The organism is Cellulosimicrobium sp. AB352 (genome assembly GCF_049538415.1).
GTDB classification, from domain to species: Bacteria; Actinomycetota; Actinomycetes; order Actinomycetales; family Cellulomonadaceae; genus Cellulosimicrobium; species Cellulosimicrobium funkei.
The window spans coordinates 126,627-141,478 of sequence record NZ_JBMVFX010000005.1; the positions used below are offsets into that span (position 1 = coordinate 126,627).

15 protein-coding genes are annotated in these 14,852 nt (G+C 75.0%); 6 read left to right on the top strand and 9 right to left on the bottom strand.

Annotated elements, in window-relative coordinates:
* Positions 1-4 precede the first annotated feature (4 nt).
* Entirely contained in the window at positions 5-952 is a 948-nt protein-coding gene (locus ACPCUX_RS05435) for a universal stress protein (protein WP_076406209.1), read from the top strand.
* A gap of 48 nt (positions 953-1,000) precedes the next feature.
* Here the strand turns inward: ACPCUX_RS05435 and ACPCUX_RS05440 are convergent, their stop codons facing one another.
* From ACPCUX_RS05440 to ddaH, 5 genes are all read right to left on the bottom strand, one after another.
* Positions 1,001-1,852 (bottom strand): ABC transporter permease, encoded by an 852-nt coding sequence (locus ACPCUX_RS05440; RefSeq protein WP_423388305.1) that lies wholly within the window; start codon positions 1,850-1,852, stop codon positions 1,001-1,003.
* Positions 1,852-2,853 (bottom strand): daunorubicin resistance protein DrrA family ABC transporter ATP-binding protein, encoded by a 1,002-nt coding sequence (locus ACPCUX_RS05445; RefSeq protein ID WP_034651234.1) that lies wholly within the window; start codon positions 2,851-2,853, stop codon positions 1,852-1,854. The genes ACPCUX_RS05440 and ACPCUX_RS05445 overlap by 1 nt, the downstream gene beginning before the upstream one ends.
* A gap of 254 nt (positions 2,854-3,107) precedes the next feature.
* Entirely contained in the window at positions 3,108-4,391 is a 1,284-nt protein-coding gene (locus ACPCUX_RS05450; protein ID WP_409141985.1) for an aminotransferase class I/II-fold pyridoxal phosphate-dependent enzyme, read from the bottom strand.
* A 10-nt stretch (positions 4,392-4,401) separates the two neighbouring features.
* Entirely contained in the window at positions 4,402-5,706 is a 1,305-nt protein-coding gene (rocD, locus tag ACPCUX_RS05455; RefSeq protein WP_423388306.1) for an ornithine--oxo-acid transaminase, read from the bottom strand.
* On the bottom strand, positions 5,703-6,632 hold the full coding sequence (gene ddaH / locus ACPCUX_RS05460) for a dimethylargininase (protein ID WP_034651230.1): 930 nt from the start codon (positions 6,630-6,632) through the stop codon (positions 5,703-5,705). Before ddaH ends, rocD begins: the two co-directional genes overlap by 4 nt.
* Positions 6,633-6,940: 308 nt before the next feature.
* Between ddaH and ACPCUX_RS05465 the strand changes: the two genes are divergently transcribed.
* The gene (locus tag ACPCUX_RS05465; protein WP_249356028.1) at positions 6,941-7,876 is read left to right on the top strand and encodes a PadR family transcriptional regulator; all 936 of its coding nucleotides are present in this window, start codon (positions 6,941-6,943) and stop codon (positions 7,874-7,876) included.
* A gap of 108 nt (positions 7,877-7,984) precedes the next feature.
* Here the strand turns inward: ACPCUX_RS05465 and ACPCUX_RS05470 are convergent, their stop codons facing one another.
* From ACPCUX_RS05470 to ACPCUX_RS05480, 3 genes are read right to left on the bottom strand one after another with little or no spacing between them, the layout of a single operon-like run.
* A complete protein-coding gene (locus tag ACPCUX_RS05470; protein ID WP_051028110.1) occupies positions 7,985-8,461 on the bottom strand; it encodes an SRPBCC family protein in 477 nt (158 codons plus the stop codon).
* An 11-nt stretch (positions 8,462-8,472) separates the two neighbouring features.
* Positions 8,473-9,390 (bottom strand): hypothetical protein, encoded by a 918-nt coding sequence (locus tag ACPCUX_RS05475; RefSeq protein WP_249356027.1) that lies wholly within the window; start codon positions 9,388-9,390, stop codon positions 8,473-8,475.
* A 22-nt stretch (positions 9,391-9,412) separates the two neighbouring features.
* Positions 9,413-9,931, bottom strand: a complete 519-nt coding sequence (locus ACPCUX_RS05480; RefSeq protein WP_423388307.1) for an OsmC family protein — start codon at positions 9,929-9,931, stop codon at positions 9,413-9,415.
* A gap of 167 nt (positions 9,932-10,098) precedes the next feature.
* On the opposite strand from ACPCUX_RS05480, the gene ACPCUX_RS05485 reads away from it, so the two are divergent.
* Together ACPCUX_RS05485 and ACPCUX_RS05490 are read left to right on the top strand one after the other, a co-directional pair.
* Positions 10,099-10,842 (top strand): SDR family oxidoreductase, encoded by a 744-nt coding sequence (locus tag ACPCUX_RS05485; protein WP_034654320.1) that lies wholly within the window; start codon positions 10,099-10,101, stop codon positions 10,840-10,842.
* 53 nt (positions 10,843-10,895) lie between these two features.
* Positions 10,896-11,804 carry an RNA polymerase sigma-70 factor gene (locus ACPCUX_RS05490; RefSeq protein WP_175008963.1) on the top strand — a complete coding sequence of 303 codons (909 nt, stop codon included), beginning with the start codon at positions 10,896-10,898 and terminating at the stop codon, positions 11,802-11,804.
* 19 nt (positions 11,805-11,823) lie between these two features.
* On the opposite strand, the gene ACPCUX_RS05495 is transcribed toward ACPCUX_RS05490, so the two are convergent.
* Positions 11,824-13,245 carry an NAD(P)/FAD-dependent oxidoreductase gene (locus ACPCUX_RS05495; RefSeq protein WP_144680825.1) on the bottom strand — a complete coding sequence of 474 codons (1,422 nt, stop codon included), beginning with the start codon at positions 13,243-13,245 and terminating at the stop codon, positions 11,824-11,826.
* A 268-nt stretch (positions 13,246-13,513) separates the two neighbouring features.
* Between ACPCUX_RS05495 and ACPCUX_RS05500 the strand changes: the two genes are divergently transcribed.
* Positions 13,514-14,308, top strand: a complete 795-nt coding sequence (locus ACPCUX_RS05500) for a thymidylate synthase (RefSeq protein ID WP_423388332.1) — start codon at positions 13,514-13,516, stop codon at positions 14,306-14,308.
* The gene (locus ACPCUX_RS05505) at positions 14,308-14,847 is read left to right on the top strand and encodes a dihydrofolate reductase (protein ID WP_186381263.1); all 540 of its coding nucleotides are present in this window, start codon (positions 14,308-14,310) and stop codon (positions 14,845-14,847) included. Before ACPCUX_RS05500 ends, ACPCUX_RS05505 begins: the two co-directional genes overlap by 1 nt.
* Positions 14,848-14,852 lie beyond the last annotated feature (5 nt).

A 14,852-nucleotide genomic window follows, 5' to 3' on the forward strand; every position in this document is an offset into this window, starting at 1 on the left:
GCTCATGACCCGCACGGAATCCGTCCTCGTCGGTGTCGACGGCTCGGCGCCGAGCCTCCACGCCCTGGACTGGGCCGCGGCGTACGCGCTGCGCGTGGGGTGGCCCCTCCACATCGTGTGCACCTACTCGTTGCCGTCGTTCACGGCGGCGTCGCTCGACGGCGGCTACGCGGCCCTCGACGACTCGGCCATCCAGGAGGGCGCGCGCGCCGTCCTGGAAGAGGCTCGCGCCCGCGCCGAGGGCGCCGGGGTCCGCACGACGGCGACGGTCACGACCGGCGACGCCGCGGGGGTCCTCGTCGAGATGTCGCGCGAGCACGCGCTCGTCGTCGTCGGCACGCGGGGGCGCGGCGGCTTCACCGAGCGGCTGCTCGGCACCGTCTCCTCGGCGCTGCCCGCGCACGCGCACTGCCCGACGGTCGTCGTGCCGTACCGCGCGGGCGGGAAGGACGACGAGGGTGGCGCGCAGGAGCTGCCGCCGGTGCGGGACCTGCGCCGGATCGTCGTCGGGGTGGACGGGTCGCCGTCCGCCGAGATCGCGCTGCGGCACGCGATCCGTCAGGCCCGGGCCTGGGACGCCGAGCTCGTCGCGGTCGCCGGCGTCCCCGTCGGCGCCGGTGCGGGACTCCTCGCGTGGCTCCCCGCGTCGATCGACCACGAGCAGGTCCTGGCCGACGTCACCGAGGGGCTGAACGTCATCATCGACCGCCACGAGGCGGAGCACCCCGGGCTCACGATCAAGCGCATCGTGCTCGACGGCACGGGTGCGGAGCTCCTCACGGAGTTCTCCACGGCGTCCGACCTCATCGTCGTGGGCTCGCGCGGGCGGGGCGGGTTCCGCGGCCTGCTGCTGGGCTCCACGAGCCAGGCAGTGCTGCACCACTCCGCGTGCCCCGTCATGGTCGTGACCAAGAAGTGCGAGGACGACGAGCCGGCGGCCCAGGAGGGCTGAGCCGCCGGCACGCCTGGGCACCACGGCGCCAGGTGCCCAGGCGCGCGGTCAGCTCCGGTTGCGGTACAGCCGCATGGTGATCGGGGCGAGGATCGCGGTGAGGACGACGGACGCCACGAGGACCCACACGATCCCCTCCGTCGCGGGCTCGCCCGCCATGAGCCCGCGCACCGCGGTGACGAGTTGCGTGACCGGGTTGACGTCGACGAAACGCTGCAGCACGACGGGCATCGTCGACGGGTCGACGAAGATGTTCGACGCGAACGTGAGCGGCATGAGCACGAGCATCGACGTGCCCATGACGGCGTTGGGGGAGCGCAGCACGAGCCCGAGGGCCGTGAACACCCAGCTGAGCGCGAACGCGAACACGAGCAGCAGCACGATCCCCAGGACCACGCCGACGACGCCGCCCGGCGGGCGGAAGCCCAGCACGAGGCCGAGCGCGAGGGTCACGACCGAGGCGATCGTGTAGCGCACGGTGTCGCCGAGCAGCGCGCCGACGATCGGCGCGGGCCGCCACACGGGCAGCGACCGGAACCGGTCGAACACGCCCTTGCTGATGTCCGTGTTCATCGTGTAGCCCGTGTAGATCGTCGTGAAGAGCACCGCCTGCACGAGGATGCCGGGCAGCAGGAACTGCAGGTAGCTCTGCACGTCGCCGGCCAGCGCGCCGCCGAACAGGTACGTGAACATCAGCGTGAAGATGATCGGCGAGACCGTGACGTCGAACAGCTGCTCGGGCACGTGCTTGATCTTGAGCAGCGCGCGCCACGTGTACGTCAGGGTCGCCGAGACGGGCGACGGCCGGTCCGGCCGCCGGTCGAGCGCGACCGCCGCGCGCAGCGCGTTCGCCTCCGGGGCGCGCAGCTCCGCGGCGGTGGTCGTGGGGTCCGCGGCCATCAGGCCACCTCCTCGATCGTCTCGTCGTCGTCCATGGGCTGACCGGTGAGCGCGAGGAACACCTCGTCGAGGCTCGGCTGGCCCAGCGTGAACTCGGGCACCACGATCCCCTCGTCGCCGAGGGCGGGCAGGATCCGCGCGACGTCCGCCGCGCCGTCGTCGGGCACGCGCGCGGTGAAGGCGTACGGGTCGTTCGCGAGCGTGATGTCCGTGCCGAGCAGCGCGCCCACGACCTCCGCGGCCCGGCCCCGCTGCGTCGCGTCGGCGAGGCGCAGGTGGACCGCGCCCTCGCCCACCGACCGCTTGAGCTCGGTCGCGGTGCCCTCCGCGATGACCTTGCCGTGGTCGATCACGGCGATGCGGTCGGCGAGCTGGTCCGCCTCCTCGAGGTACTGGGTCGTGAGCAGCACGGTCGCGCCGTCGGCGACGAGCACGCGCACGATGTCCCACACCTGGTTGCGGCTGCGCGGGTCGAGCCCGGTGGTCGGCTCGTCGAGGAAGATGACGCGGGGGCTCATGACGAGGCTGGCCGCCAGGTCGATGCGCCGCCGCATGCCGCCCGAGTACGTCTTCACCTGGCGGTCGCCCGCGTCCCCGAGCCCGAACGCGTCGAGCAGCTCGGCCGAGCGACCGCGTGCCGTGCCACCCAGGAACCCGTACAGCCGCGCGAGCATGACGAGGTTCTCCGTGCCCGTGAGGTCCTCGTCCACCGACGCGTACTGCCCGGTGAGCCCGACGACGGAACGCACCTTGTCGGCGTCGTGCACGACGTCGTGGCCGAGGACGCGCGCCGTGCCCGCGTCGGGGCGCAGGAGCGTCGCGAGCATGCGGACGGCGGTCGTCTTGCCCGCGCCGTTCGGCCCGAGGACGCCGAACACGGTGCCCTCGGGGATGAGGAGGTCGATGCCGTCGACCGCCTTGGTCACCGACTTCCCGGTCGTGAAGTGCTTGACGAGGCCGCGCGCCTCGACGGCGAGGTCGCCGCGTGCAGGTTCGGTCATGTCCCCTCCTGGCCGTTGCCGACGGGCCGCCCGGAGCGTCCGGGCCACCCACGCACCCACCGACCGCCCGGGCCGGCAGAACTCATCGGTCGTGCACCCTCCCTCATCGTGCGCCGGACGAGGGGAGGCTGACCAGCGCGATGCGCCAGGAGCCAAGAGACGCGCCGGAACGAGGTAGAGCCTCCGGCCGCGAGGGAGAGCCCGGGGGGCTCTACGTCGCGACCGGAGGCTCTACCTCGCGGGTCCGGGGCCCTCTACTCCGCGGCGTGCTCCGCGGCCGCGAGGAGGACGCACGTCGCGACGCCGTCCATCGCGACGCGGACCTCCTCGATCGGGGGGAGGGTCGGGGCGAGGCGGAGGACCTTGTCCTCCGGGTCCTTGCCGTAGGGGAACGGGGCGCCCGCGGGCGTGAGCGCAATGCCGGCGGCCTTCGCGAGCTCGACGACGCGCGACGCGGTGCCCGGCACGACCTCGAGGCTGACGAAGTAGCCGCCCTTCGGCTCGGTCCACGACGCCACGCCCGTGCCGCCGAGGCGGTCGGCGAGGATGCTCGTCACGGCGTCGAACTTGGGGGCGATGATGTCGCGGTGCTTGCGCATGTGGGCCCGCACGCCGTCGGCGTCGCCGAAGAACAGCGCGTGCCGGAGCTGGTTGACCTTGTCCGGGCCGATGGACTGGGCGGACAGGTGCTTCTTGTACCAGGCGACGTTCGCGGGGGACGACGCGAGGAACGCGACGCCCGCGCCGGCGAACGTGATCTTCGACGTCGAGGCGTAGAGGATCACGCGGTCCGGGTGGCCGGCCTCGGCGGCGAGCGCGATCGCGTCGGCGCTGCGGACCTCGTCGTCGGTGAGGTGGTGCAGGGCGTACGCGTTGTCCCACAGGATGCGGAAGTCGGGGGCGGCGGCGGGCACGGACACGAGTGCCCGCGCGACCTCCTCCGTGACGACCGAGCCGTCGGGGTTCGCGTACGTCGGCACGACCCACATGCCCTTGATCGTCGGGTCGTCGGCGACGAGCGCGGCGACGGCCGCGGCGTCGGGGCCGTCCGCCGTCATGGGGACGGTGACCATCTCGATGCCGAGCGCCTCGCACACGGAGAAGTGGCGGTCGTAGCCGGGCACGGGGCAGATCCAGCGGACCTTCTCCTCGCGGCCCCACGGGCGCTCGGACCCGGGGACGCCGAAGAGCGTCGCGTACACGAGCGTGTCGTACATGAGCGTGAGGCTCGCGTTGCCGCCGGCGAGGAGCTGCTCGACGGGCACGCCGAGCAGCTCGGCGAAGATGCGCCGGAGCTGGGGCAGCCCCTCGAGGCCGCCGTAGTTGCGCACGTCCGTGCCGTCGGCGTCCGTGTGCACGCCCTCGCCCGGGAGCGCGAGCAGGGCCTCGGAGAGGTCGAGCTGCTCGGCCGAGGGCTTGCCCCGCGTGAGGTCGAGCTTCAGCCCCAGCGCCTGCAGGTCGGCGTACGCGCGACGCAGGTCGTCGAGGGACGACGCGAGGGTGGTGGTACCGGGTGCGGTGGGCTCGGGCGTGGTCACCCTCCGGACTCTACCGACCCCGCGCCAGGTCCGTCAGGGCGTCCTCCAGGGCGGACAGCCCGGTCTCGAGGTCCTCGGCCGCGATGGTGAGCGGGGGAGCGAGGCGGATGGTCGAGCCGTGCGTGTCCTTGGCGAGGACGCCGCGCGCGAGCAGCGCCTCGCAGAGGTCGCGGCCCGTCCCGCGCGCCGGGTCGAGGTCGAGGCCCGCCCACAGGCCGAGGCCGCGGACGCCGTCGAGCAGGCCCGCGTCGACGAGCCCGGTGAGCCGGTCCTGGAACCCGGCGCCGAGCTCGCGCGCGCGTCGCTGCGGCTCGCCCGTGCGCAGCAGCTCGAGGACCGCGAGCCCGACCGCGCACGCGAGCGGGTTGCCGCCGAACGTGCTGCCGTGCGTCCCGGGCGTGAGCACCTCGAGCACGTCGCGCCGCCCGACGACGGCCGAGACCGGCACGATCCCGCCGCCGAGCGCCTTGCCGAGGGTCACGAGGTCGGGCCGCACGCCCCACGTCTCGGTCGCGAGCGTCGCCCCGGCGCGCCCGAGGCCGGACTGGATCTCGTCGGCCACGAGGAGCACGTCCCGCGCGGTCGTGATCGCGCGCAGGCGCGGCCAGTAGTCGTCGGGCGGCACGACGACGCCCGACTCGCCCTGCACCGGCTCCAGGAGTACCGCGACGGTCGTGTCGTCGATCGCGGCGGCGACCGCGTCGGCGTCGCCGTACGGCACGAGGCGGAACCCCGGCGTGTACGGGTCGAACCCGCGCCGGGCGTCGGGGTCGTCGGAGAACGACACGATCGTCGTCGTGCGGCCGTGGAAGTTGCCGGAGCCGACGACGACCGTCGCCTCGCCCGGGGGAACGCCCTTGACGTCGTAGCCCCACTTGCGCGCCGTCTTGATCGCGGTCTCGACGGCCTCCGCGCCCGTGTTCATCGGGAGCACGAGGGAGTCGGCCCCGCCCGTGGTGAGCGGCCCGACGAGCGCGGCGAGCGCCTCGGCGAACGGGTGCAGGAGGTCGTGGTCGAACGCGCGCGACGTGAGCGTGACGCGACCGAGCTGGCGCGTGGCGGCGTCGACGAGCGCGGGGTGCCGGTGCCCGAAGTTGAGCGCCGAGTACCCCGCGAGGAGGTCGAGGTAGCGGCGACCGGTCACGTCGGTGACCCACGACCCCTCGGCGCTCGCGACCGTCACGGGCAGCGGGTGGTAGTTGTGCGCGAGCGCGCCGCCGCCGCTGCCGTCGGCCGACCGGCCGCTGTCGAGCGGGTCGCTGGGGCTGCTTGCGCCCGTGCCGCCGTCCGACGCGCGGACCTCCTGGGCGGTCACGACGCGCTCCCGGCCGGCGCCGCGGCGTGGACGGCGGGCTCGCGGATCTCGAGCGTGCAGCACTTCGCCCCGCCGCCGCCGCGCAGGAGCTCCGACGTGTCCACCGCGACCGTCTCGTAGCCGCGCTCGCGCAGCGCCGCGGCGAGCCGGCCCGCACGCGGCGAGTGCACGACGTGCGTCCCGTCGCTCACGGCGTTGAGGCCGAGCACGGCGGCGTCCTCCTCGGTCGCGAGGAGCGCGTCGGGGTAGCGCTCGCGCAGCACCTCCTGCGCGGCGGGGGAGAACGCGGCGGGCAGGTAGACGACGTCGACGGCCGGCGGGCCGGTGAGCGCGGGGTGGGCGGCGTCGTCGAGGTGCGCGCCGTCGTCGGCCCCCGGGGTGCCGGCGGTGCCCTCGTTGCCGCGCAGCACGGTGAGCGCCGTGTCCAGGTGGTAGAACCGCGGGTCCACGAGCTCGAGCGTCACGACCTCCCGGCCCCACAGGGCCGCGGCCTCGGCGTGCGCGGCGCGCTCGGTGCGGAAGCCGGTGCCGGCGAGCACGACGTCGCCGGCCAGCAGCAGGTCGCCCTCGCCCTCGTTGACGTGCTCCGCGAGGTGCGTGACGTACCCGTGGTCGGCGAACCACTTGAGGTAGGCGGCGCCCTCGGGCCCGCGCTCGGGGTGGGTGAAGCGCGCGGAGTAGACGAGGCCGTCGACGACGGTCGCGCCGTTGGCCGCGTAGACCATGTCCGGCAGGCCGGGGACGGGGTCGATCGTCTCGACGGTGTGGCCGAGGTCGCGAAAGGTGTCGCGCAGGCGTTCCCACTGCGCGACCGCGAGCGCGGTGTCGACCGGTGTGCGCCGGTCCATCCAGGGGTTGATCTCGTAGCTGACGGTGAAGTACGTCGGCCGGCACATCAGGTAGTGCCGGGGCTGGCCTGGGCGCATCGCCGCCTCCTCGCGGGAGCCGGGCCGCCGGGGTGGTGCGGCCCGGGTGGGTGCCGGACGGGGGATGCGTCCGGTGCTGCTGGTGGCTGCCGGTTGGCTGCTGGAAGTCAGCGTACGTCCGGGAGGTGGGCGCGTCCTGGGACGGCACGCGAGCGGCGGGGGTGTTGACAGCGATATTCTATCGATATATCGTTACCGTATCGCTGAGCCCGAGACGCGGCTCGCGACGACCGCGCGGCCGGACCGGCCCGCCACGCTCCGCGGATCACCCGAAGCCCTCGAACATCCACGTACAGGAGACACCTCTCATGCACCACGCACACCAGCACCGGGGCAGGACCCCGGAGAACGTCCAGAACATGTCCCAGCCGTTCGGCGAGCGACCCGGGCCGCGCCCGGACCGCCGTCGTCGCGACGGCTTCCCGCCCGTGCCCGACGACGCGGGCTGGTTCCGCGGCGACGGCCCCCGTGGCCGCGGCGGAGCCCGCCGCGGTGGCGGACGCGGGTTCGGCGGACCGGCCGACGGCGGCCGGGGCTTCGGCCCCGGCGGTCCGGCCGACGACCGTCGCGGGTTCGGCCCGGGAGGCCCCGGGTTCGGCCCGGGCGGGCCCGGCTTCGGCCCCGGTCACGGCGGTCGCCGGCACGGGGGCCGCGGTCGCGGCCCCGGGCGCGCCGGCCGCGGCGACGTCCGCGCCGCCGTCCTGCTGCTCCTCGCCGAGCAGCCCATGCACGGGTACCAGGTCATCCAGGAGATCGCGGAGCGCAGCGAGGGCCAGTGGCGCCCGAGCCCCGGCGCGGTCTACCCGGCCCTGAACCTGCTCCAGGACGAGGGGCTCGTCGAGCTCTCGGCCGACGGCGGGCGCCGCCTCGCGACGCTCACCGAGGCGGGCACCGCGTACGTCGCGGAGCACGCCGACGAGCTGGGCGACCCGTTCGCCGACGCCGCCGGTCGCGGCGGCCGCCCGCGGCGCGAGCTGCGCGCAGGCGTCGAGGCCGTGGCGGCGGCGGTCCACCAGGTCGCCCGCACCGGCACCGACGAGCAGACGACGGCCGCTGCGGAGCTCCTGGAGCGCACGCGTCGCGAGCTCTACCTGATCCTCGCGGGCCCGGCCGTGCCCGGCACCTCGCCCGGCGCTGCGCCGGGTGCCACGACGACCGCCGCGGGCGACCGTGCGCCGTCGGGCAGCCCGACGGAGGACACCTCGGTGGAGGACGCCCCGGTGGAGGACGGGCCGACGGCCTGAACCCACCACCCCGGACCCGGGGTCGCACGGTACCGACGCTGGTCGGTCCCGTGGGGCCCCGGTCCGTCGCGTGCGCGGGGCGCGGCCCGGCAGCCAGGCCGCTCGCGGCTACCGGCGGGCGCGCAGGCGCGCGTCGAGGCGGCGCAGCGAGACGTGCATCATGACGCGCAGCGCGACCCCGACGAGGGGCGCCGTGATCCCGCGGGGGACGGGACCGGCGAGGTACGCCTCCTCCCACCACACGACCCGGCAGCGGCCCGTGCCGAGCGGCACGACCTCGAAGCCCGCGTCGCCGAGCAGCGCCGGGCCCAGCTTGCGGATCCGCGTGCTGCCCGGGCGGCCCGCCGCCACGGACGGGCGGTCGAGCGACTCGACGACCATGCGGTCCGGGAATCCGCGGCCCGTGCGCCGGACGAGCGGGCCGCTCACCATGGTGAACCGGTCGCCCACCTCGGGGCCCCGGCCCGCCGGGGTCGTCATCACGGTGAGGGGGATGAACCGCGGGTGGGTCCGCGGGTCCGCGACCCACGCGAACGCGACGGACGCGTCGACGTCGAGCTCGCGCGCGACGGCGACGCGCCGCACGCCCCGGGTCGTCACTCGGCGTCGCGGGCGGGGGAGCGGTCGCGCCGTCCCCGCCCCGGCAGCAGCCGACGACGGCGGCGCGGCTCCGCGTCCTCGGGGACGGGGACGAGCCGCGGCGGTGCGTCCTGCACGGGCGACTCCACGACCTCGAGGAGCCGGCCGAACACCGACGGCGGCGGCCCGAACGCGCGCCGCGACTGGGCGATCACGCCGTGCCCGAGCGCCCGCGCCCCCGCCACGCCCACGACGGCGCCGACGCCGAACGGCACGAGCCGACCGAGCGCGAGGCCGGACTGCTTCGCGAGCTGGGTGCGCAGGAACCGGTTGCCGAGCGCCTTGTTGACCTTGACGAGCGTCCCGGCGGGCATGCTCGTCAGGAGCACCTTGCCCCACGCGAGGCCCGACCCCTGGGTCGCGCGCTCGACGTCGCGCGCGCCCTTCTCGCCGAGCACGGTCGCGAGCAGGAGCGCCCGACGGCGGCCCACGTCGTCCACCGCGATGCCGTGCACGTCCGCCACCGCGAGCGCGAAGGCCGCCGAGGACGCGAAGAACGTCGCGACGTCGCTCGACGTCAGCGCGATCCCCACGCCCGTCCCGACCGCGGGGAAGGCGGCCGCCGCGCCGACGGCGCCGCCCGCCGTCTGGATGACGAGCAGGTACTCGCGCTCGAGGATCCGGACGATCTGCGCGGGGCTCGCCTCGGGGTTGCGACGGCGCACGGAGTCGACGTGCGCCCGGATGACGTGCGACGGGATCGTCACCGCCTTGTCGAGCGCGGCGTCGAGCAGCGGCGTCGGCCGGTAGGCGGACCACTCGACCGCGTCCTGCGTCGAGAGGTCCCTGCGCCCGGCGTCCGGGGGCGGGGTCCCGTACTCGGGCACGCCGCCGCGCGGCACGGGGCTTCTCGAGGGGTCCTGCTGGTGCGCCATGGCGCCTCCCGTCATCCCGTGGTCAGGCCTGGGTCTCGACCTCGCGGCCGGCACCCTCCGGCTGGAACAGGTACTCGACCGCGGCGCCGGCCTTGACCGTCCGTCCTACCGTGCACGCCTTGTCGATCGCTCGCGCGGCGACAGTGACGAGACGGTCGCGCGCGTCGTCGTCGAGCGACGTGAGGTCGATGTCGTACGTGCCCGTGATCTTCGGGTAGCGCTCCTCCTCGAGGAGCTTGTCGCCCTGGACGTGGATCGTCACGGCGTAGTCGTCGCCGAGGCGGCGGGCGAACGTGCGGTCCGTGCTCATGCCCGCGCACGCGGCGAGGGCGATCTTCAGCAGCTCGCCGGGCGTGAACACCGCACCCTCGCTCGCCGGGCCGATCGAGACCTCGGCGCCGCGCGCCGACCGGCCCGTGTACGTGCGGGTGCCCGTGCGCTCGACCCACAGCGCGTCGGCCGGGGCGGGCGACGGCGCGGGGACGTCGTGCGCGGCCTCGTCGGCGGCGTTCAGGGAGCTCTCGGCAGGCTGCGTCGTCATGCGTGAATCCTCGCACTCGTCGGGTCGCGGCGTCGGGGCGTCCGCCCTCCGGGGAACGTGCGGCGGGCGCGCGCGATTCCCGCGCGCGCGTGCCTGTCACACCGGGGACGGTCGTCCGGTCGTGAGGGTGGTGCGCGGCACCCGCCGCGCCGGAGAGAGGAGACATCATGAGAGTCGTCGTCGTCGGAGGCACCGGGCTGATCGGGAGCCAGGTCGTGCAGGACGTGCGCGACGCCGGGCACGAGGTGGTCGTCGCCGCGCCCAGCACCGGCGTGGACACGTTGTCCGGCGCGGGTGTCGACGAGGCGCTCGCGGGTGCGGACGTGGTCGTCGACGTGTCGAACTCGCCGTCGTTCGCGGACGACGACGTGCTGCGCTTCTTCACAACGTCCACGCGCACGCTCCTCGACGCGGAGGCCCGCGCCGGGATCGGGCACCACGTCGTCCTGTCGATCGTCGGCACGGACCGGACCGACGCCGGCTACCTGCGGGCCAAGGTCGCCCAGGAGCGGCTCGTGCGTGCTTCCGGGCACGGGTGGTCGGTCGTGCGCGCGACGCAGTTCTTCGAGTTCGCGCGCTCCATCGCGGACGGCGCGACCGTCGACGGCGTGGTGCACATCCCGCCCGTCGCGTTCCAGCCCGTCGCCTCGGCGGACGTCGCGCGCACCGTGGCCGACGTCGCGACGGGTGTGCCGCTCGCGGACGTCGTCGAGCTCGCGGGGCCGGAGCGGTTCCGCTTCGACGAGTTCGTCCGCGAGGCGCTCGCGGCGCAGGGCGACGACCGGGAGGTGGTCGCGGACCCGGAGGCGACCTACTTCGGGGCGCAGCTCGTCGAGGACGCGCTCGTGCCCCGGGGGGAGTCCCTGCGAGGTGCCACGACCTTCGCGCAGCACGCGGAGCGCGTCGCGTGACGTCGTCGTGCGGCAGGGCCGCGCGAGCCTGGTCCGCGTCGTAGCGTGGCGGCATGAGTCTCGGCCCACGAACGCCCGAGAGCCCCGTCGTCCGGGAGGACGAGGGGGCTCTCGACGCGTTCCTGAGCGTCCGGTCCCGGCTCTTCGGCATCGCCTACCGCATGCTCGGCAGCGCGACGGAGGCGGAGGACGTCGTGCAGGAGGCGTGGGTCCGCTGGCAGGGCACGGACCGGTCCGTGGTGCGGAACCCGGCGGCGTTCCTCACGACGACGGTGACGCGGCTCGCGATCAACGCCGCGACGTCCGCCCGTGCGCGCCGCGAGACGTACGTGGGTCCGTGGCTCCCCGAGCCCGTCGACACCTCGGACGACCCCGCCCTGGGCGCGGAGCGGGCCGAGGCGCTCGAGATCGCGACCCTCGTGCTCCTCGAACGGCTCGGGCCGGTCGAGCGCGCCGTCTACGTGCTCCGCGAGGCGTTCGACTACCCGTACCGGCGCGTCGCGGAGATCCTCGACCTGACGGAGGCGAACGCCCGGCAGCTCGCGCGTCGGGCGCGGGAGCGGCTCGGCGCGCGCCCGGCGGTCCCGGTCGACCCCGGAGAGCACCGTCGGCTGCTCGACGAGTTCGTGGCCGCCGCGCACGACGGCGACCTGGCCCGCTTCGAGCGGTACCTGGCCGACGACGTGGTCGCCCGCCCTGACGGCGGCGGGAAGGTGCACGCGTCGCGCGTCGAGCTCGTCGGGCTCGCGCGGGTGTCGCTGTTCCTCGACAACGTGTGGCGCAAGTACTGGGCGGACGCCGTGGTGCACGTCGTCGAGGCGAACGGTCGCCCCGCGCTCCTCGTCGTCGTCGACGACGCGCCGTTCGCCCTGGTGTCGCTCGACGTGACGGCGCGCGGGATCGAGCACGTGTATCTCCAGGTGAACCCGGAGAAGCTCGGCGGCTACGCGGCCGCGGGCTGAAGCGCGGCCGCGTACCGCCTCAGGCGACGCGAGCCGGCTCGTCGCCGTGCGTCGCCGCAGCCCGTGCCGCGGCGTCGGCGTGCCCGGCGGTGCTCGCCTCGGTGGAGCCGACGTCCGCCCGCGGCACGCCGGCGACGAACGCGGCGCGCGGACGCTGCACGGCGCTGAGCGAGACGACGTCGCGTCCGAAGATCGCCGCGGTCAGCCAGACCGCCAGGACCCGGACCTTCCGCTCCCAGGTGGGGATCGCGAGCACGTGGTACCCGCGGTGCGCGAGCCAGGCGAGCGCGCCGCGCACGACGAGCCCGCGGTACTCGAACAGGCCCGTCCCGATCCCGAGCGTCGCCACGACACCGAGGCTGCCGTGCCGGTAGGGGTGGGTCCGGCGCCCACGTCGGACGGCGACCAGGTTGCGCGCGAGGCGTCGCCCCTGCCGCACGGCGTGCTGCGCGTTGGGCACGGTGAGCGCACCCGGTCGGGCGGTCGAGAGATCCGGCACGGCTGCCCCGTCTCCCGCGGCCCAGGCGTCCGGGACGAGCTCGTCGCCGGTGCCGACCCGGAGGTCCGCTCGCGTGACGACGTACCCCCGAGCGTCCACGGGCAGGTCGGTGTGCGTCGCGACGACGGGGTTCGCGGCGTTCCCCGCCGTCCACACGAGGAGGCCCGAGGCGAACTCCTCCCCGGTCGAGAGCCGGACGACGCCGCCCTCGGCCGACTCGAGCCCGGCGCCCAGGTGGACGTGCGCCCCGCGGGCCTCGAGCCGGCCGACCACCCAGCGGCCGGGGCGGTCGGTGACCTCGGGCAGGATCCGTGGGCTCCGCTCGACGAGGTGGAACTGCACCTCGGGCGCCGCGATCTCGGGGTAGAGGTGCAGGAGGTCGTGCGCGAGCGACAGGAGCTCGGCGAAGCCCTCGACCCCGGAGAACCCGCCGCCGACGAACGTCACGGTGAGCAGGCGCTCGCGCTCCGGACCCCGCGGCAGGCTCGCGGCACGGTCGAACGACGTGAGCAGGCGGTCTCGGACGGCGACGGCCTCCTCGACGTGCTTGAGGCCGATCGCGTGCTCTGCGACGCCCGGGACGGGGAAGACTCGCGTCACCGCGCCTGCGGTGACGACCACGGTGCCGTACGGCAGCCGGTACGCCGGACCGGACCGGGGCTGCACGACGACCGCGCGGTCCGCGTGGTCGATGCGCGTGACCGTGCCGTCGACGAGGCGCGTCCGGCGCAGGTGGCGTCGGTGCGAGACCGCTGCGTGGCGTGCCTCGACCGAGCCCGCGACCACCTCGGGCAGGAACGGCTGATAGGTCATGTACGGGCGGGGGTCGACCAGGACGAGCTCGACCTCGCCGCGCCGCAGCTCGCGCCGCAGGTCCTTCTCGAGCTCCCGGGCCACGGTGAACCCGGCGTAGCCCCCGCCGACGACGACGATCCGTTCCATCACGAGCCTCCTGGTGCTTGTGGGCGCCTCTCCGACGTCCCTACCCCTCCGACCGATCCGGACGGCGTCGCGTGACATGACGCGCGTCACGCCGGCCGCGAGGCCGCGAGGTCGCGGACCGTCGACGTGGGGACTGGCCGGCCGCGGTGTTTGACCCACCCCGTGGCGACGACCGACACTGGCGACCGTGGCCCCCGACGCACCCTCCTCGACCCTTGCCGTGGCGACCGAGGGCGAGCGTGCGCCGTCGGGCAGCGCGCCCGGGCCCGTGCCCACCCCGTACGAGGACCTCCTGCGCGACGTCCTCGCGCACGGCACGCCCAAGGGCGACCGCACGGGGACCGGCACGCGCAGCGTGTTCGGCCGCCAGCTCCGGTTCGACCTCGCGCAGGGCTTCCCGCTCGTCACGACGAAGCGCGTGCACCTCAAGTCCGTCGCCTACGAGCTGCTGTGGTTCCTGCGCGGCGACTCGAACGTGCGCTGGCTCCAGGAGCGCGGCGTGCGCATCTGGGACGAGTGGGCCGACGCCGACGGCGAGCTCGGCCCCGTCTACGGCGTCCAGTGGCGCTCGTGGCCGACGCCGGACGGCCGCCACGTCGACCAGGTCGCGCAGGTGATCGAGCAGATCAGGGCGAACCCCGACTCGCGACGGCACATCGTCTCCGCGTGGAACGTCGGGGAGATCGAGGACATGGCGCTGCCGCCGTGCCACGCGTTCTTCCAGTTCTACGTGGCCGACGGGAAGCTGTCGTGCCAGCTCTACCAGCGCTCGGCAGACCTGTTCCTCGGCGTGCCGTTCAACATCGCGTCGTACGCGCTGCTCGTCCACATGGTCGCCGCGCAGACCGGCCTCGAGGTCGGCGACTTCGTCTGGACCGGCGGTGACGTGCACATCTACGACAACCACGTCGAGCAGGTGCGCGAGCAGCTCACGCGCGACCCGTACCCGTACCCGACCCTGCGCCTCGCGCCCCGCGACTCGATCGACGCTTACGAGTACGAGGACATCGAGGTCGTCGGGTACCAGCACCACCCGACGATCAAGGCGCCGATCGCGGTCTGATGCTGGGACTGATCTGGGCCCAGGCGCGCGACGCCGCCGGGCGGCCCGTCATCGGCGCGGGCGGCACCATGCCGTGGCACCTGCCCGAGGACCTCGCGCACTTCCGACGCGTCACGTCGGGCCACCCCGTGGTCATGGGCCGCCGCACGTGGGACTCGCTCCCGCCGCGGTTCCGGCCCCTGCCGGGGCGCCTCAACGTCGTCGTCACGCGCCAGGAGGCATGGGTGCCCGACGGCGGCCGCCCCGCCGGCGAGGGCGGCGCGCCCGTGCGCGTGGCCGGGTCGGTCGACGCGGCGCTCGCGGACGCTCGCGCCGCGGCCCGCGCGAGCGGCTCCGACGAGGTGTGGGTCATGGGCGGCGCCCAGCTCTACGCCGCGACCGTCGCCGACGCGGACCGGTGCGTGGTCACCGAGATCGACACCGTGGTCGAGGGTGACACGTACGCGCCCGAGATCCCCGCGGGCAGCGTGCGCGACGTCGGGGAGTGGCAGGTCTCGCAGACGGGCACGCGGTACCGCGTCGTCGTCGTGTCTCGCTGATCAGA